Source organism: Streptomyces sp. NPDC090499, from assembly GCF_044769305.1.
Taxonomy (GTDB): Bacteria; Actinomycetota; Actinomycetes; order Streptomycetales; family Streptomycetaceae; genus Streptomyces.
Map to the genome: position 1 here is coordinate 281750 of NZ_JBIVXP010000006.1, position 17333 is coordinate 299082.

The following is a 17333-nucleotide window of genomic DNA, read 5'->3' on the forward strand; positions in this document are numbered from 1 at the left end:
CCAGGGCCTCCTCACGATCGCGATCGTTGGGTGACGGCGATGCACACGAGCACGGCGGCGGCCGTGAGTGGAGCGGCCGCGGTGAGGTGCTCGCCCAGCAGCAGCACCGACCACACCAGTGTGAGCAGCGGCTGGGCCAACTGCAACTGGCTGGCCTTCGGAATGCCGACGGCCGCCATCCCCCGGTACCAGACCACCAGACCGAGGAACTGCGAGCCCACCGCCACCCACAGCAGCCCGGCCACCCCGTGCGCGTTCCAGACGACCGGCTCGTACGACAGCGCGACCACGGCGGCCGGCACGGTCAGCGGCAGGCAGCCCACCAGCGCCCAGCCGATGACCTGCCAGCCCGGCATGATCCGGGCCAGCCGGCCGCCCTCGGTGTAGCCGGCCGCGCACACCACGAGGGCCGCGAACAGGTACCCGTCGGCCACCGTGAGCGCCCCGCCGCTCTGGGCGACCGTGAACGCCAGCACGGCCGCCGCACCGGCCAGGGCCGCCGCCCAGAAGGTGCGGGACGGGCGGGTGCCCATGCGCAGGGCCGAGAAGAGGGCGGTGGTCAGCGGGAGCAGGCCGACCACGACGGCCGCGTGCGAGGTGGTGGAGGTCTCCAGGGCGAGCGTGGTCAGCATCGGGAAGCCGAGCACGACCCCCGCCGCGACGACCGCCAGCCCCGCCCAGTGCCGCCGCTCGGGCAGCCGTACCCGCAGGAACAGCAGGCAGCCGCCGGCCATGGCCGCCGCGAGCACGCTGCGCACCGCCACCAGTGCCCAGGGGCCGAAGCCCTCCAGACCCCAGGCCGTGGCCGGGAAGGTGAGGGAGAAGGCGACGACACCGAGCGCGGCCTGGAGGGTGCCGAACCGGGGGGCGGAACCGGTGGCGGGGGAGGAGGCCGGGGAAGGGGCCGGGGCGTCGGCCGGTGGCGTGCCGACCGCTATCGCAGTCCGACTGGTAGCGCTACTCTGTGCTCTCATGCAAGAGCGTAGCAGTGTCGTAGAACTGACGGAACAGCTGCGGCGGGACCTCAACTGCTACTCGACAGGTGGAAAGCTCCCGTCCAGCCGGGCCCTCGTCGAGCGGTTCCGGGTGAGCCCGGTGACCGTCTCCCGTGCGCTGGCCCAGCTGGTCGCGGAGGGGCTGGTCGTCACCCGGCCCGGCGCCGGCGCCTTCAAGGCCGCGCCGCGCGACACGGCCGAGCCCGCCGGGGACACCTCCTGGCAGGAGGTGGCACTCAGCGCCGACGGCGCCCTCGACGTGGTCCCGCGCACCGTCGACGCCTCCGGGGTCACCGTGTGCCTGGCCGCCCCGCCGCCCGGCGTGCTGGAGCTCAGCGGCGGCTACCTGCACGCCTCCCTGGAACCGGAGCGCGCGATGGCGGCGGCCCTGGCACGGGCCGGCCGCCGTCCCGGCGCCTGGGGGCGGCCGCCGCTCGAAGGCCTCCCCGAGCTGCGCGAGTGGTTCGCCCGGGACATCGGCGGCGCGGTCACCGCCGCCGAGGTGCTGATCGCGTCCGGCGGCCAGTCCGCCCTGGCCACCGCCCTGCGCGCACTCGCCCCGCCCGGCGCCCCGGTCCTGGTCGAGTCGCCCACCTATCCCGGCATGCTCGCCATCGCCCGCGCCGCAGGCCTCCGTCCGGTCCCGGTCCCGGTCGACCCCGACGGTGTGAAGCCCGCCCTGCTCGCCGACGCCTTCAAGGCCACCGGCGCCCGGGTGTTCGTATGCCAGCCCCTCTTCCAGAACCCGACCGGCGCCGTCCTCGCCCCGGACCGCCGCGCCGAGGTGCTGCGCATCGCCCGCGCGGCCGGCGCCTTCGTGATCGAGGACGACTACGTACGACGGCTGGTGCACGCCGACGCGGGCCCGCTGCCCCGCCCGCTGGCCGCCGACGACCCCGACGGGGTCGTCGTCCACGTCGGCTCGCTCACCAAGGCCACCTCGCCGAGCTTCCGGGTGGCCGCGCTGGCCGCCCGCGGCCCGGTCCTGGAACGGCTGCGCGCCATCCAGATCGTCGACACCTTCTTCGTTCCCCGGCCGCTCCAGGAGGCCGCCCTCGAACTCGTCGGCTCCCCGGCCTGGCCCCGCCACCTGCGCAACCTCGCCGCCGAGCTGAAGAGCCGCCGCGACACCCTCACCGGCGCCCTCGCCCACCACATCCCCGAACTCGTCCTCCCGTACATCCCCTCCGGCGGCTACCACCTCTGGCCCCGCCTCCCCGACGGCACCGACGACACCACCCTGACCGCCGCCGCCCTGCGGGCCGGGGTCGCCGTCACCCCCGGCCGCCCGTACTTCAGCGCCGAGGCACCGGCCGCCCACGTCCGCCTGAGCTTCGCCGCGGTCGCGGGGACGGGGGAGATCCTGGAGGGCGTACGACGGCTGCGGGCCGCCTGCGACGAGGTGCTGCGTCCCAGACCCTGAAATCCGATCGACGCCGGTCCGCCCGACCGGTGAGGATCTCCGCATGAGCGACGCACCAGGCCTCCCCGAGGGCTACGAGTTCTCCGCCGACACCGACCGCGTGGACGTCGAGCGCGTCCACCGCTGGCTGTCCACCGACGCGTACTGGGCGGCCGGCCGCCCGCTGGAGCAGCACCGGCGCGCGATGGCGGGCTCGCTCAACTTCGGGGTCTACGACACCGTCACCGGGGAGCAGGTGGCCTACGCGCGCGTGGTGACCGACCAGGCGCTGTTCGGCTGGCTCTGCGACGTCTACGTCGACCCGTCGGTGCGCGGCAAGGGCGTCGGCACCGCGATGGTCGGCGCGGTCCGCGAGCACCTGCGGCCGTCCGGCGTGCGCCGCGTGCTGCTGGCGACCCACGACGCCCACGGGGTCTACCAGAAGCTCGGATTTGCCCCGCTCGAACACCCGGACCAGTGGATGGCGCTCTACTACCCGGCGCCCGAGGGACATTCCGGCTGACTTGTCGGACTCCTCCTGACCTTTGAGTAACGTTTCCTCCACGTCCGCCAACTCACCGCCCGATCGCCCTTGACCTGCGCACATGTGCGTCACACCATCACCGCATGCCACTTCGGGTCACGTTCGTCGCGGCCGCGCGCAGCTCACCGCTGCTCGCGGAGCGCTTCCAGGACGACCGCCCGCTGGACCAGGCGGGCTGGGACGAGGTGCAGCGCGTCGCCGGTGAGCTCGTGCCGCTCGCGGCGGCCGAGCTGCGCTACTGCTCACCGACGCCGCGCAGCCGCGCGACCGGCGACGCCCTGGGCTACGCCCCGCTGGTCCAGCTCGCGCTGCGCGACTGCGACATGGGCCGCTGGCGCGGGCTGACGCTGGGCGAGGCGATGGCCAGGGAGCCGGACCAGGTGGACGCCTGGCTCTCCGACCCGCTGGGCGCCCCGCACGGCGGCGAGTCGCTGCTGGCGTTCATCACCCGGGTCGGCGGCTGGCTCGACACCCGCCCCGTGGGCGACGGCGACCGTATCGTCGCCGTCGCGGAGCCCTCGGTGATCCGGGCCGCCCTCGTCTACGCGCTCAAGGCGCCGCCGGCGACCTACTGGAACATCGACGTCCGCCCGCTGTCCACCACCACGGTGACAGGCCGGGGCGGTCGCTGGAACCTGCGGTTCGACACGGCGTCGGCACCGGCGCCGCTCGGGGGGCCGTGACGTCGTCGGCCACGGCGCCGCAGTGGCTGGTCGCGCAGTTCCTCGCGCCCCTTCAGGGGCGCTGGCGTGTGTAGTCGGTTGTCAACAGCAGGTCCTTTGCCGGGCCGCCCACCCGCCACACGGTGCGCCAGTGGTCGGCGTCCTGGACGGTGAACTCGCCGCGGTAGAGGTCGGCCGAGCAGGGATGGTCGGCGACGTACCGGCCCGACGTCAGGTCGAGGTCGTGGAAGGGGCGCCCGTCGGCGAAGCGCACGTCGGCGGTGCCGGGCCGGGTGCCCGGGAGGAAGCGCAGGGTACGTTCGGCGGGCCGGGCCACGCCCTGCCAGGTGAACGTCCCCGACTCCTCGTGCAGCAGGCCGCCGCCGTCCAGGGGCCGGAACAGCGTCACCCCCTCGAAGCGGCCCGCGGCCCCGCCCGCCAGATCGCGCACGGTCCGGTCCACCCGCCACCGCCCGGCCAGATGGGCCAGCACGTCCGCCACCGGCCAGAACTCGCCCACGGTCGTCCCTTCCTCGGCCCACAACCCTACGCCGCCCGTGCCCGTGGCCGAGGGCACGGGCACGGGCACCCCCCGCCCCATTGACGCGCTCATGACCCTCTCCTTATCTTGCCGTTCGAAGTGCTGACCGTTGTTCGGTATATCGAATGACGTGAATGACGTAATCCTCCTCACGAGCCGCGGAGAATCCATGTCACGCACCACGCACACCCGGCTGAGACTCGGCCTGGGTGCAAGCGCTTTCCTGCTCGCTGCCGGTCTTCTCCCGTCCCCCGCCCACGCCGAGGACACCACCGACTACGCCATCACCGTCGACCCGGCCGCCCGGGGGGCCGGCATCGACAAGACGATGTACGGCGTCTTCTTCGAGGACATCAACCGCGCCGCCGACGGCGGGCTGTACGCGGAGCTGGTCCAGAACCGGTCCTTCGAGTACACGGCCGACGACAACAAGTCGTACACCCCGCTCACCGCGTGGACGGTCACCGGCGCCGCCCGGGTCGTGGACGACGACGGCCGGCTGAACGCTCGTAACCGCAACTACCTGTCCCTGGCGGCCGGTTCGGCCGTGACCAACTCCGGCTACAACACCGGCATCCGCGTCGAGGACGGCAAGAAGTACGACTTCTCGGTCTGGGCCCGCGCCGAGAGCGGTACGACCCTCACCGTCGGCCTGTCGGACTCCGGCGGCACGCTCGCCACCGCCCGGCAGGTGACCGTGAGGAAGCACGGCTGGGCCAGGTACCAGGCGACCTTCGCCGCCACCCGCACCAGCTCCAGCGGGCGTCTCACCGTGGCCGGTTCGGACGCCGCCGCCCTCGACATGGTCTCCCTCTTCCCGCGCGACACCTACAAGCACGAGCCCAACGGCCTGCGCAAGGACCTCGCCGAGAAGATCGCCGCGCTGCACCCGGGCTTCGTCCGCTTCCCCGGCGGCTGCCTGGTCAACACCGGCTCGATGCAGGACTACAGCGAGGCCTCCGGCTACCAGCGCAAGCGGTCGTACCAGTGGAAGGACACCGTCGGGCCGGTCGAGACCCGCGCCACCAACGCCAACTTCTGGGGCTACAACCAGAGTTACGGCCTCGGCTACTACGAGTACTTCCGCTTCGCCGAGGACATCGGCGCCATGCCGCTGCCCGTCGTCCCGGCGCTCGTGACCGGCTGCGGGCAGAACAAGGCCGTCGACGACGACGCGCTGCTCCAGCGGCACATCCAGGACACCCTCGACCTCATCGAGTTCGCCAACGGGCCGGTGACCAGCGAGTGGGGCAGGAAGCGCGCCGAGATGGGGCACCCCAGGCCCTTCCACCTCACCCACATCGAGGTCGGCAACGAGGAGAACCTGCCCACCGAGTTCTTCGCCCGCTTCACCCGGTTCCGGGCGGCCGTCCAGGCGAAGTACCCCTACATGCAGGTGATCTCCAACTCCGGCCCGGACGACTCCGGTTCGACCTTCGACACGGCCTGGCAGCTCAACAAGGACGCCAAGGTCGACATGGTCGACGAGCACTACTACAACAGCCCGCAGTGGTTCCTGCAGAACAACGACCGCTACGACAGCTACGACAGGAGCGGGCCCAAGGTCTTCGTCGGCGAGTACGCCTCCGGCGGCAACACCTTCAAGAACGGCCTCTCCGAGGCGGCCTACATGACCGGCCTCGAACGCAACGCGGACGTCGTGAAACTCGCCTCCTACGCCCCGCTGTTCGCCAACGAGGACTACGTCCAGTGGCGCCCGGACCTGGTGTGGTTCAACAACCACGCCTCCTGGGGCTCGGCCAACTACGAGGTCCAGAAGCTGTTCATGAACAACGTCGGCGACCGGGTGGTCCCGAGCACGGCCACCACCACGCCGGACGCCAGCGGTCCGATCTCCGGTGCCGTCGGCCTGTCGACCTGGAACACCAGCGCCGCCTACGACGACGTCAAGGTGACCGACGCGGACGGGAACACGCTGCTCAGCGACGACTTCTCCGGTGACGCCGCGCAGTGGACGCACACCGGCGGCGGCAGCTGGGCCGTCCAGGACGGGCAGTACGTCGAGACCTCCGACACCGCCGAGAACACCATGGTCCAGGCCGGCGACACCGGCTGGCACGACTACGACCTGCACGTGAAGGCCACCAAGAAGTCCGGCAAGGAGGGCTTCCTCGTCGCCTTCGGCGTCAAGGACACCGGCACCTACTACTGGTGGAACATCGGCGGCTGGAACAACACCCAGACCGCGGTCGAGCAGGCCGTCGACGGCGGCAAGTCGACGCTGATCGCCAAGCCGGGGTCCGTCGACACCGGACGCGCCTACGACGTCGACATCAAGGTGCGGGGCCGTCAGGTGACCCTGTACCTCGACGGGCAGGAGTGGGGCAGCTTCACCGACGACAAGCCGGCCGAGCCGTTCCGGCAGGTCGTCACCGAGGACAGCAGGACCGGGGACCTGATCGTCAAGGTCGTCAACGCCCGGTCCACGGCGGCCCGTACGGCCGTCGACCTCGGCGGCGCCGAGGTCGCCAAGACGGCGAGGGTGACCACGCTGGCGGCGGCGCCCGACGCGGTGAACACCGAGACGGCCACCGCGGTCGCCCCGGTCAGGTCCACCTTCACCGGGGTCGCCGACAGGTTCACGTACACCTTCCCGGCGAACTCGGTCACCTTCCTGCGGATCAGGCAGAAGTAGTGTCCTGCGCGGGCTCCTGTCCGACCGGCAGCAGCCCGCGCTCGGCGAACACCTTCTTCGCGACGGAGGTGGCGTTGAGGGCCTTCGGGAAGCCGCAGTAACCGGCGGAGTGCAGCAGGGCCTCGACGATCTCCTCGGGGGTCAGGCCCATGTTGAGGGACGCGTTGACGTGCACTTCCAGCTGCGGCTCGCAGCCGCCCAGCGCGGTGAGCATGCCCAGGGTCACCAACTGCCGGTCCCGGGGCGCGAGTCCGGGGCGGCTGTAGATCTCGCCGAAGCCCCAGGCGACGACCTGGTGGCCCAGCTCGGGGTTGATGTCGGCCAGCGAGTCGATGACCCGCTGCCCGACCTCGCCGTCGACCTTCCGCAGGACCTCCAGGCCGTGGGCGAAACGTTCTTCGCGCGTGGTGCTCTCGCTCATGTCAGCTCTTCCGTTCTCCTCGGAACCGGTCACGACCAGAAGAACGCTAGAAGTTGGAGCGTGCTCCAGGTCAAGCCGGTTTCCGCACTCCCCCCGGTGCGCGCAGTGCGGCGACTCGTTCGCCCAGGAACTTCCGGGTCCGGTCGGCGTGTTCCCCCGTACAGCCCCGGGGGCCGCTGGGGAGCGCTCCCGAACATGCGGGAGGCGGTCAGGCGTCATCCCTGCTCCGGATGGCCTCCGAGGCCTCCAGCAGTGCCGAGAGCACGGTCCGCACCGCCCGGCGGGCCGTGCGTTCGGGGCGGTGGAGCACGTCGATGTGGCGGTTGGCCTCGATGCCGTCGAGAGGTCTGAGGGTGATGCCCGGGTGCGGGCGGGACGTCCAGCGGGGCATCAGGGCGATTCCGCCGCCCGCGGCGACCACCTCGGCGACCACGGCGATCTCGTTGACCCGGTGCACGATGTCGACCCGGCGCCCGGCCGCCGCCGCGATGGCCTCGACCGTGGCCAGCAGCGGGAAGCCGTCGTGCACGGTGATCCAGGGCAGGCCGGCGACGTCGTGCGCGGTCAGGGCGGACCGCGCGGCCAGCGGATGGCCCACGGGCAGGGCGATGTCGAGCGGTTCGCGCAGCAGCGGGGTGGCCGTGGCGGTCCGGGGCCAGGGCGGGGCGTGGTCGAGACGGTGGGCCAGGACCAGGTCGTAGCCGCGGGTCAGGGGCGGGAACCCGGCCTGGGCCACGTCCTCGTCGTGGAGGGTGAGGCGAGGGGCACCCGGGTCGCCCAGCCGTCGTAGCAGCAGGGGGAAGAACGCGGCGGCTCCGCTGTGGAAGGCGGCCAGCGACACCGTGCCGTCGGGTTCGTCGACGTACGCGTCGATGGTGTGGCGGGCCCGTGCCAGTGCCGTCTCCACACCGATGGCCGCGTCCGCCAGGGCCTGCCCGGCCGGGGTGAGGACCAGCCGGCGGCCGGCCCGTTCGGTGAGCGGGACCGGGATCGCGCGCTGGAGCAGCCGCAGTTGCTGCGAGATGGCCGAGGGCGTGACCCGCAGCGCCTCGGCGACCGCCGTGACGCTGCCCAGTTCGCCCAGCTCCCGCAGGACCCGCAACTGCCGTTCGTCCACCCCGTGAGTGTAGCTCTGCTAAAGGATCGGTTGAGAAGGTCGTCGTTTACTTCAACATGCACGTCGTGGATCGTGAACGGCATGCCGACCACCCGCCGTATCGACCTGGTGCTCCTGGCCGTCGCCGTCGTCTGGGGCTCCAGCTACCTGACGGCGAAGTCCGCCACGGACGCCCTCCCCGTCCCGACCGTCCTCTTCGTGCGCTACGCCGTCGCCGCGCTCGCCTGCGCGGTCGTACTGCCCCGGTTCGGCGGCCTCACCCGGGACGAGAGGGTCTACGGCGGCCTGCTCGGCCTCACCCAGGCCGCCGTCCTCGTCCTGGAGACGTACGGCGTCGCCCGCACCAGCGCCGGGAACGCGGGCCTGATCATCAGCCTCACCCTCGTTCTCACCCCGGTCCTGGACCGGGCCGGTCTGCCGCGACGGTTCTTCCTCGCCGCCGGGGTGTGCCTGGCGGGTGTCGGGCTGCTCGTCTCGGGACACGGCCTGGCTGCCCCCGGCGCCGGTGACCTGCTGATGCTCGCGGCGGCCGTGGTGCGCGCCGGTCACGTGGTGCTGGTCGGCCGGGTGGCCGCGGGCCGGGCCCTGCGCCCGCTGCAGCTGACCGCCGTGCAGTGCGCCGTCGGCACCGCCCTGTTCCTGCTGCCCGCGGCCCCCGGGCTGCCGGCGGCGGCCCGGACCGGCGCCGCCACCTGGACCCAGCTCCTCTACCTGGCCCTCTTCTGCGGTCTGTTCGCCTTCCTCGCCCAGACCTGGGCGGTCCAGCGCACCTCCGCGACCCGCGCCGGGCTCCTGCTGGGCACCGAACCGGTGTGGGCCCTGCTGGTCGGCACCGCCCTCGGCGGTGAGCGGCTCACCGGCCTCTCCGTCCTCGGGGCCGCCCTCGTCGTCTCGGGGACGTACTGGGGGCAAACTCTCGAACGCGCACATCGCGGACAGTCCTCGTCGGCGGCTGGCGGCGCGGCCCCGCACGGTGTCGGTACCGGCGTCACACAGGCGAGTTAACCTGCGAAACATTTTTTGGAAAGCTGCTGTTTCCTTTGAGGTCGTCAATTCTTTCCCGTAACACCCACGGATTCGGAATTCGACTTATTACTTCACAGGCGTCGCACAACCATCCGGAACCTCTACCCGTCTAAGTCGGCGAAACACCGACCTGCGGGGAGTGACGACCCCGTTTTTTATCTGGGGGCCGCACACAATGAATCGCACCGTCCTGGCCGGACGTGAACAGGGGGCGAAACCGGCAGGGGGCGAGGAGGAACGGGAAAACGGTCCGGTGAAATGGCGAAGAGCCGATCCGGGAGCAACCGCCGCGCTGCTCGCGGCACTTCTCACCACCGTGGCGTTCTGTGCCGCCGACATGATCGCCCGCAGCTATCCGTTCGGGCCCCGCACCCGCAGTGTCAACGACCTCGGCAACCAGTACGTGCCCTTCCACGCCCACCTCTGGGACCTGCTGCACGGCAGGGCCGACGGCGGCCTCCTCGTCAACTGGCAGTCCGGCTACGGCTCCAGCTTCCTGCCGGACCTCGGCACCTACGTGAGCAGCCCGTTCGCGCTCCTCGTCGCGCTCTTCCCGCGCGACGAGATCGACCTCGCGGTGTACACGGTCACCGTGCTGAAGACGGCGGTCGCCGGCGCCGCCATGGCCTGGCTGCTGATGAGCCTGCGCCGCGGCCGCTGGTGGGCGGCCGGCGTCCTGGGCGCCTCCTACGCCCTGTGCGGCTGGAGCCTCGCCCTCGCCTCCTACAACCCGATGTGGCTCGACGGCCTGATCGCGCTGCCGCTGCTCTGCCTGGTCGGCGAGTGGGCCACGGCCGGCCGGCGCCCGCTGCTCGGCGTGCTGATCGTGGCGCTCGCCTGGACCGCCAACTTCTACACCGCCTACATGGCCACTTTCGGCGCCGCCCTGGTGCTGCTGCTCCGGCTGGTGCTCGCCGAACTGCCGTGGCGGCGCGCCCTCGCGGTGGTGGGCAGGGCCGCCGCCACCGTCGGGCTGGGCGTCGGTCTGGCCGCACCGCTGGTGATCGTCGTGTACTCCGGCACCAAGCACGCCTACCCGGGCCGCGAGGGCCACTTCGCTCCGGTCGGCACCAAGGACCTGCTCGCCCGGCTGCTGCCGACGACCTACAGCTACGGCTCCCCGGCCCTCTACGTCGGCGTCACCGCGCTGGTGCTCGCCCTCGCGCTGCCCTTCCACCGGAAGGTCCCGGTCCGGGTGCGGGCCGGCTGGACGGTCCTGGTGCTCGCGGTCGCCCTCTCCCTGCAGTGGGCGCCGACCAGCCTGGCCTGGCACGCCTTCGCCGTCCCGAACGGCAGTTCCTACCGGCAGGCCTTCGTGCTCTGTGCCCTGCTGGTCATCGCCGCCTGGCACGCACTGGCCTACGGGCTGCCCGACCGGCGGGCACTCGGCGCGGCCGCCGTCCTGCTGGTCCTGGTCGCCGCCGCCGCGAGCCGCAGCGCCCTCACCCGGCAGCACGGTCACCACACCTGGCCGGTGGTGCTGCTCGCGGTCGCGGGCACGCTCGGCGGGCTCACGCTGCTGAGCCTCAGGCGCGGCAGACCGGTGCTGGCCGGGCTGGCCGTGGCGCTGCTGATCGGCGCCCAGTTCGGCGAGGCCGCCGCCACCTCGGCCGTGGCCAGCCGGATGCGGCTCGGCAACATGGACGACTACGCGCCCTGGGGCGACCGCCAGCAGAAGGAGGCGGACGCGGTCGCGAGCGCCGACGCCTGGCCCGCGTACCGCACCGAACCCGGCCGCAACCAGACCGTCGCCAACGACCCCATGATGGTCGGCGGCCAGGGCTCCCAGTACTACAGCAGCCTCACCGCCGACGTCCTCAGCCGTACCCTCACCGCGCTCGGCGACGGCTGGACCTCGCGCGGCCGCAGCCTGCAGAGCCTCGACAACCCGGTCACCGACGCGGTCTTCTCGGTGGGCGCCCGGGTGCACAACCCGCCCGACCCGCACCAGAAGTGGCTGCCCCAGGGTGGCGGCCCCTCCACCGTGACCCGCGAGGACGTCCCGCCGCTGGTGACGGTGCGGCCCGCCGCCGCGCACTCCACCCCGGCCGCCTTCGGCCCGTCCCCCTACCGCAACCAGGAACTCCTGCTCGGTGCCCGCGTCTACACCCTGCCGCGCACCGCCTTGAGCGGTGCACGGCAGGGCGACGCGGCGCGGGGCCTGCTGGTCGACGGAGCACAGACGATCACCGCCCGCTGCCGGCCCGGGAGTTCGGTCTTCCTGTGGGCACCGCACTACTCCGGCACCGCCCGGCTCGCCGACGGCGGCGAGCAGAAGCTGTTCCGGTCCGACGCCGAGAACGCGAAGATCGCCGCGATGCAGCCGCTCGGCACGGTACGCGCCGCGGGGCAGGTCCGGATCGACCTGAAGCCCAACCGGCTCAGCCGCGTCCCGGGCCAGGGCGCGGTGGGCTGCCTCGACACCGCGAAGCTGCGCACCGCCGTACAGCACCTGAAGTCCACCGGCGCGACCAAGGTGACCGTCGCCGACGGCACCCTGCACGCCCGACTGCCCGCGGGCAGCACGGGAACCGCCGTGGTGGCCGCCCCGCGGATCGCCGGCTGGCGCTGCTCCGCGGGCGGCGACGAGGTCGCGGCGGGCGAGTTCTACGGCCTGATCGCCGTCCCGCTCGGCTCCTCCGCCACCAGCCTGACCTGTACCTTCCATCCGCCCGGCCTGCGCCTGGGCACCGCCGTCGGCGGCGCCTCGCTGCTGACCCTGATCCTCATCGGCACCGTCTCGGCCGTGCGCCGCAGAACCGCCACCCGTCCCGGCGAGCGCACGACCACCGCTCACTGACCCGTCCCCAGGGGGAAGAAACCCATGCTGATATCGATCGTCGCGCCCTGTTACAACGAGGAAGACGTCATAGAACGCTTCCACGAGCAGGTCCAGAAGATCGCCAACGAACTGCTGCCGCTCGGCCACGACATGGAGTTCGTGTACGTCGACGACGGCAGCCGCGACCGCACCCTGCCCCTCCTCAGCAAGATCGCCGACGGCGACTCGCGCGTCCGGTACGTCTCCTTCAGCCGCAACTTCGGCAAGGAGGCGGCCCTGCTGGCCGGCCTGAAGCACGCCACCGGCGACGCCGTGATCGTCATGGACGCCGACCTGCAGCACCCGCCCGCGCTGATCAAGCGCATGGTCGAACTGCGCGGCGAGGGCTACGACCAGGTCATCGCCAAGCGCACCCGGCAGGGCGACCGCTTGACCCGCACCCTCACCGCCCGCCTCTACTACCGGCTCATCAACCGGATGGTCGACGTCGAACTCGTCGACGGTGTGGGCGACTTCCGGCTGATGTCGCGCCGGGTGGTGGACGCGATCGTGAGTCTCACCGAGTACAACCGGTTCTCCAAGGGCCTGTTCGCCTGGGTCGGCTTCCCCAGCACCACCTTCGAGTACGAGAACGCGGTGCGCGAACACGGCAGCAGCTCCTGGTCGTTCCGCAGCCTGCTCAACTACGGCCTCGACGGGCTGCTCTCCTTCAACAACCGCCCGTTGCGCGCCGCGCTCTACCTCGGCCTGACCCTGCTGGCCCTGGCCGGCGCGTACACGGCGTGGATCGTGGGCGGCGCGATGATCAACGGTGTGCAGACGCCCGGCTATGTCACCATCATTACAGCCGTCACCGCCCTGGCCGGCGTACAGATGATCATGCTCGGGGTCATCGGCGAGTACACCGGCCGGATCTACTACGAGGCCAAGGGGCGCCCGCACTTCCTGGTGAAGGCGACGAACGTGGACCGAACGGAAGACCGCAGCCGCGGCACGACGAAGGACCTCATCCCCTGATGCCGAACGCCACCCTGTCGACCGCCACCGGACCGGCTCGCCCGATATCCGGACAGATCATCACCTTCGCGGTGGTCGGCGTCGTCAACACCGCGACGTACTACGGCCTTTACCTGCTTTTTCTGAGGTATTTGCCGTACCTGGCCGCGCACATCATCGCGTTTTTCCTGAGCATGATCGGCTCCTTTTTTCTCAATGCCAGGTTCACTTACCGGACGCGTCCCACCTGGCGGAAATTCCTGCTGTTCCCGCTGACCAACGCCACGAATTTCGTGATCACCACCGTGGGGGTGTACGTGATCGTCGACGTGCTGCACGCGGGAAGCAAGTTCGCTCCGCTGATGGCGTCGGCGGCGGCGATTCCGGTGACGTTCGTGGTGTCGCGGTGGGTCATGCTGCCGAAGGTGGAGGCGGCGTAGCCACGACTCCTTCTCCCAGGGCGAGGACCTCGTCGATCGCGGACCGGATCTCCTCGTCCTCCAGGAACGCGCGGTAGTCCCGGTACGGCGACAGGCGCCGGTCCGAACCCCGCACGGCGCGCAGGGCGGCCCGCACGGCAGGGGAGACCGCGCCGATCCGGGCGAGGGCGCGCAGCGCTTCGAGGAAGGCGCCGAAGGGGCCGTCGCCGTCGGGGACCGGCAGGACGTACTTCTCCAGGGCGGACAGGCTCGGCTCCGTCTCGCCGGTGATCGACCACAGGGCGACCGCCGCCACGGTCACGTCGTACCAGGTACCGCCTTCGTCCATGACCTGCCGTACCCGGTCGGCATACGGCAGGGCCGCGGGGCCGAAGTCGCCCAGGAGGCGCACGGCGCCGCCAGGCCGTTCCCCGGACAGCACCTCCTCGCCGACGAGTCGCAACGCCCGGTCACGGTCGCCGCCGAGGCGCCAGGCCCCCCACGCCATCCTCTGACGGCCGGCCGGATGGTCGAGGACCGTGCAGCCGCGCACGGCGCCCTCGGCGGACGCCGCCGCCGGCCCCATCGCCACCAGGGCGTCGACCGCGCTCCAGGAGTGCCGGGCGCTGTCCAGGAGCGCCACCAGCTCCGGCAGGGCGGGTGCCGCGGCCGGTCCCCAGGCCGTCAGGACCTTGAGGAAGGCGCCGGTGAGCGGGCCGCCCGCGCCGTCCTCGCGCAGCAGTGCGCGCAGCGCGGGCAGCAGGCTCTGCGCGTGTGCCCGCAGTGGAGCCAGCACCTCCTCGACCTCCGGAAGGCGTGGATCGCCCATGGTGTACGAGCGGGAGTACTGACCCCGGTAGGGCTCGTAAAGCCGCTCGACCAGCCCCGGCATGGCGCGCGGATCCCCGATGCGCGTCAGCGCCCAGCGGGCGTGGTCGCCGACCGTGCCCTCCAGATCCTCGGCCTCGCCGGGGTCGTCCAGGAGTGAGGCCAGCCCGTCGGCGTAGGGGGCCGCCTGTGCCCCCAGGACCGCGAGCAGGTGGGCCGCCCGGTACCGGACCCCGGAGTCCGGGTCGGCGAGCAGCTCGCCCGCGAGAGGCAGCAGCACGGGCGCCGCGGACGGCCGGACCACCAGCAGCCGCCACGCCTCGTCCAGCGCCGCTGCGCACAGCGTCGCGTCGCCCGTCCGGCGTGCCGCGCCGACGAGCCGGACGAGGAAGCGGAGCGCGGCCGCCGGCGCGTCCTCGAACAGGCCGGCCGCCCAGGAGGCCACAACCGCGCGACTGAAGGCGTCGTCGACGTCCGGCACGTACCAGATGTCCTCGAACCGGGGACGCACGGTCGGGTCGGAGAGGATCTCCACCAGGAGGTCCGACTCCCGGACCGGCGCCTGGCCGTCGAAGGCGCTCCAGGCGATCACGGCCGCGACCCGCATGACGGCGGGACCGGCCCGCAGGGCGTCCTGCACCACGGAAAGCACCCGGCTCACGACCCCGGCGTCGGCGGAGTCCCGGGCGGCGGTGCCCAGCGCGAGCAGCATGGGCAGCCGTACGGCCAGGTCCGTCTCGGCATCCCACCGCTCCAGCAGCACATCGACCCCGTCCGCGAGGGGCAGTGCCTCCCTCCGCACCGCGGGATCGGGGTCCGCGAGCAGTTTCCGCAACGCCGGACGCAGGCGCCGCCACATGTCGTGCCACTCGCGGGCCGCCCCGTCCGGTTCGGGCGCGGCCGCCGTCCCGGACAGGTACACCAGCAACTGCACGAGCCAGTTCCGGGCACCCGTCCCGGGATCGCCGGCCAGGGCGACGATGAACGGCAGGGCAGCGGTCGAGGAGGCGGTCAGGGGCCCGTGGCGTGGCGCGATGTGCTCCCACAGGGGGTCGCAGTCCTGCTCCGTCGCCGCTGCGCCCTTGTCCAGCAGGTGCCGCAGTGCGCGTCGCATCTCCGCGGTGAGGCCGTCCCCGTAGGCCGACTCCAGCCGCTCCCACGGCACATCGTCCAGCGTCCCCACTGCCATGTCCGCCACGTCCGCCACTCCCCGTCCCCGTGATCCCGGCAAGCCGGCTCCCCGCCGGACATCCTGTCATCGAGGACGTTCTCTGTTGCCGTCTCATGGGCATGATCAGGGTGCCGTCGGCTGTGGTGTGACCGCACGATCCGATGGTGGTTGAACCGCTCGCCCCTCTCGCGGAGTTCGGCGGTGATCCTGGGGACGCCGTAGGTGCCGTCCGACTCGTGGTGCACGGCCCGTATCCGGGCGGCGAGGCGGGTGTCGGCGACCTGCCGGGCAGCCCGGTCCGAGGCCGTCCGACGCCAGTAACAGAAGCTGGAGCGGGCGACGTTGCAGATGGTGCACAGCCGCTTCACGCCGTAGCGGCGGTAGTGGTCGGCAACGAACTGGAAGCGGTTCACCAGCGCGCCTCCCCGGCGAGATACTTCGCCGCCTTGCGCAGGATCTCGCGTTCCTCCTCCAACTCGCGGACCTTCTTGCGCAGAGCGGCGTTCTCCGCCTCCGACGGTGTCGGCGACTCGGTCGGCACTTCCGTCCGGCGTCCCCGCGGACGGCTCGCGCCGACTGCCCGGACCCGGTTCCGCAACGTCTCAGCGTTGATTCCCAGATCGGCAGCCACCTGCCGGATCGTAGCCTCGGGCCGCGACTGTCACAGCGCGACCGCGTCCGCCTTGAACTGCGGCGGACAGTTCTTCATGACCACGAGATGGCCGTTCTCGGATCGTCGGGATCCAGTGTCTCGTGTGTCCAGGATCAAGGGTCAAGGCCCCTTCCCCCAGGCGCTCACCATGCCCTCGGTGATGTCCAGGATCCCCTTGTCTCCGAAGGCCAAGAGCTGTCGCAGGTCAGCCTGGCACGCTGGTCGTCGACACTTCGCGAAGCCTTGCCACGTCGCGGATGGGCGGGGCGCCGAACAGGCGCTTGTACTCGCGGTTGAACTGGGATGGGCTCTCATAGCCCACCGCGAAGCTCGCGGTGGTGGCGTCGGCGGTGCCGTCCAGGATCAGTTTCCGTGCTTCGTTCAAGCGCAGTTGCTTCTGGAACTGCAGCGGGCTCATCGCCGTGACCTGTTTGAAGTGCTCGTAGAACGACGACAGGCTCATGGAAGCGGAATCGGCGAGGGCCGACATGCGCAGCGGTTTGGCGAAGTTGGCGCGGATCAATTCGACGGCATGCTTGATCTGCGACAGTCGGCTGTCCTGGGTGGCGATCTGGCGCAGGAGGCTGCCGTGCGGTCCGCGCAGAAGTCGGTAGGAGATCTCGCGCCGTGTAGCCGCACCGAGTGCGGCCAGTTCGTGCGGGTCGTCGAGGTGAAGGATCAGGCGGACGAGCGGGTCGAGCAGCTCGGGCGCGAGCGGCGCTGCGGTCAGCCCGAGCTCGGGGACCCCAGCGGAGACGATGGGCGGCAGATCGAGCAAGAGCTCAGCCAGCACGGCCGGGTCGAGCGTGAGTCTCAGGCCCAGGAACGGATCGGTCTCGCTCGGCTCGATCACCGCGTCGGTAACCGGGAGCTCAAGGCATGCCAGCGTGGCGGTTCCGGGCGCGAAGACGACCCGCCGTGTTCCGATGGTCGCTCGCTTGAGTCCGCAGACCACGACGCACAGGGCGGGCTCGTCGAGCCACCGTCCTTCTGGCTTCACTATCGGATCGCGGTAGGTCCAGCTCCGGAACAGGCTCAGTGCGGGATCGGCGGTCTGGAGCAGACCGTCCTCGACGCAGCGCTTTTCCAGCTCGGAACGCAAGTCCTCCAGCATGGCCCTC

15 protein-coding genes and 1 pseudogene are annotated in these 17333 nt (G+C 71.7%); 8 read left to right on the forward strand and 8 right to left on the reverse strand.

Annotation, left to right across the window (positions count from 1 at the left end; genetic code table 11):
- Positions 1–11: 11 nt before the first annotated feature.
- Positions 12–974 carry a DMT family transporter gene (locus ACIQVL_RS24015; RefSeq protein WP_403429453.1) on the reverse strand — a complete coding sequence of 321 codons (963 nt, stop codon included), beginning with the start codon at positions 972–974 and terminating at the stop codon, positions 12–14.
- Between ACIQVL_RS24015 and ACIQVL_RS24020 the strand changes: the two genes are divergently transcribed.
- From ACIQVL_RS24020 to ACIQVL_RS24030, 3 genes are all read left to right on the forward strand, one after another.
- Positions 973–2418, forward strand: coding sequence for a PLP-dependent aminotransferase family protein (locus ACIQVL_RS24020; protein WP_403476311.1), 1446 nt, complete (start codon positions 973–975; stop codon positions 2416–2418). The two genes, ACIQVL_RS24015 and ACIQVL_RS24020, sit on opposite strands and share 2 nt — an antisense overlap.
- A gap of 43 nt (positions 2419–2461) precedes the next feature.
- Positions 2462–2920: a GNAT family N-acetyltransferase gene (locus ACIQVL_RS24025; protein ID WP_403429457.1), complete on the forward strand. Its 459-nt coding sequence runs from the start codon at positions 2462–2464 to the stop codon at positions 2918–2920.
- Positions 2921–3024: 104 nt separating this feature from the next.
- The gene (locus ACIQVL_RS24030; protein WP_403429459.1) at positions 3025–3624 is read left to right on the forward strand and encodes a histidine phosphatase family protein; all 600 of its coding nucleotides are present in this window, start codon (positions 3025–3027) and stop codon (positions 3622–3624) included.
- 52 nt (positions 3625–3676) lie between these two features.
- Here ACIQVL_RS24030 and ACIQVL_RS24035 read toward each other — a convergent pair whose 3' ends face one another.
- Positions 3677–4123: a DUF6314 family protein gene (locus ACIQVL_RS24035; protein WP_403476404.1), complete on the reverse strand. Its 447-nt coding sequence runs from the start codon at positions 4121–4123 to the stop codon at positions 3677–3679.
- 190 nt (positions 4124–4313) lie between these two features.
- Here ACIQVL_RS24035 and ACIQVL_RS24040 point away from each other — a divergent pair, with 190 nt between their 5' ends.
- On the forward strand, positions 4314–6800 hold the full coding sequence (locus ACIQVL_RS24040; RefSeq protein ID WP_403476312.1) for an alpha-L-arabinofuranosidase C-terminal domain-containing protein: 2487 nt from the start codon (positions 4314–4316) through the stop codon (positions 6798–6800).
- On the opposite strand, the gene ACIQVL_RS24045 is transcribed toward ACIQVL_RS24040, so the two are convergent.
- Positions 6787–7221: a carboxymuconolactone decarboxylase family protein gene (locus ACIQVL_RS24045; RefSeq protein WP_403429462.1), complete on the reverse strand. Its 435-nt coding sequence runs from the start codon at positions 7219–7221 to the stop codon at positions 6787–6789. The two genes, ACIQVL_RS24040 and ACIQVL_RS24045, sit on opposite strands and share 14 nt — an antisense overlap.
- Before the next feature lie 208 nt (positions 7222–7429).
- Positions 7430–8338 carry a LysR family transcriptional regulator gene (locus ACIQVL_RS24050; protein ID WP_403429464.1) on the reverse strand — a complete coding sequence of 303 codons (909 nt, stop codon included), beginning with the start codon at positions 8336–8338 and terminating at the stop codon, positions 7430–7432.
- Between the two features lie 81 nt (positions 8339–8419).
- Here ACIQVL_RS24050 and ACIQVL_RS24055 point away from each other — a divergent pair, with 81 nt between their 5' ends.
- The 4 genes from ACIQVL_RS24055 to ACIQVL_RS24070 all read left to right on the forward strand — a co-directional run bounded on the left by ACIQVL_RS24055 (position 8420) and on the right by ACIQVL_RS24070 (position 13582).
- Complete coding sequence (locus ACIQVL_RS24055) at positions 8420–9343, forward strand: DMT family transporter (protein ID WP_403476313.1); 924 nt, start codon at positions 8420–8422, stop codon at positions 9341–9343.
- A gap of 196 nt (positions 9344–9539) precedes the next feature.
- On the forward strand, positions 9540–12164 hold the full coding sequence (locus ACIQVL_RS24060) for a YfhO family protein (protein ID WP_403476314.1): 2625 nt from the start codon (positions 9540–9542) through the stop codon (positions 12162–12164).
- A gap of 24 nt (positions 12165–12188) precedes the next feature.
- On the forward strand, positions 12189–13163 hold the full coding sequence (locus ACIQVL_RS24065) for a glycosyltransferase family 2 protein (protein WP_403429470.1): 975 nt from the start codon (positions 12189–12191) through the stop codon (positions 13161–13163).
- Positions 13163–13582, forward strand: coding sequence for a GtrA family protein (locus ACIQVL_RS24070; RefSeq protein WP_403429471.1), 420 nt, complete (start codon positions 13163–13165; stop codon positions 13580–13582). The genes ACIQVL_RS24065 and ACIQVL_RS24070 overlap by 1 nt, the downstream gene beginning before the upstream one ends.
- Here ACIQVL_RS24070 and ACIQVL_RS24075 read toward each other — a convergent pair.
- The 4 genes and pseudogenes from ACIQVL_RS24075 to ACIQVL_RS24090 all read right to left on the reverse strand — a co-directional run bounded on the left by ACIQVL_RS24075 (position 13554) and on the right by ACIQVL_RS24090 (position 17326).
- The gene (locus tag ACIQVL_RS24075) at positions 13554–15587 is read right to left on the reverse strand and encodes a hypothetical protein (protein WP_403476315.1); all 2034 of its coding nucleotides are present in this window, start codon (positions 15585–15587) and stop codon (positions 13554–13556) included. The genes ACIQVL_RS24070 and ACIQVL_RS24075 overlap by 29 nt on opposite strands.
- A 134-nt stretch (positions 15588–15721) precedes the next feature.
- Positions 15722–15973 (reverse strand): annotated as a pseudogene (locus ACIQVL_RS24080) (IS3 family transposase); the annotation flags it as partial.
- Entirely contained in the window at positions 15970–16101 is a 132-nt protein-coding gene (locus ACIQVL_RS24085) for a hypothetical protein (RefSeq protein WP_403476316.1), read from the reverse strand. The pseudogene ACIQVL_RS24080 and the gene ACIQVL_RS24085, both read right to left, overlap by 4 nt.
- Positions 16102–16417: 316 nt before the next feature.
- Positions 16418–17326 (reverse strand): AraC family transcriptional regulator N-terminal domain-containing protein, encoded by a 909-nt coding sequence (locus tag ACIQVL_RS24090; RefSeq protein ID WP_403429475.1) that lies wholly within the window; start codon positions 17324–17326, stop codon positions 16418–16420.
- Between the last annotated feature and the right edge of the window lie 7 nt (positions 17327–17333).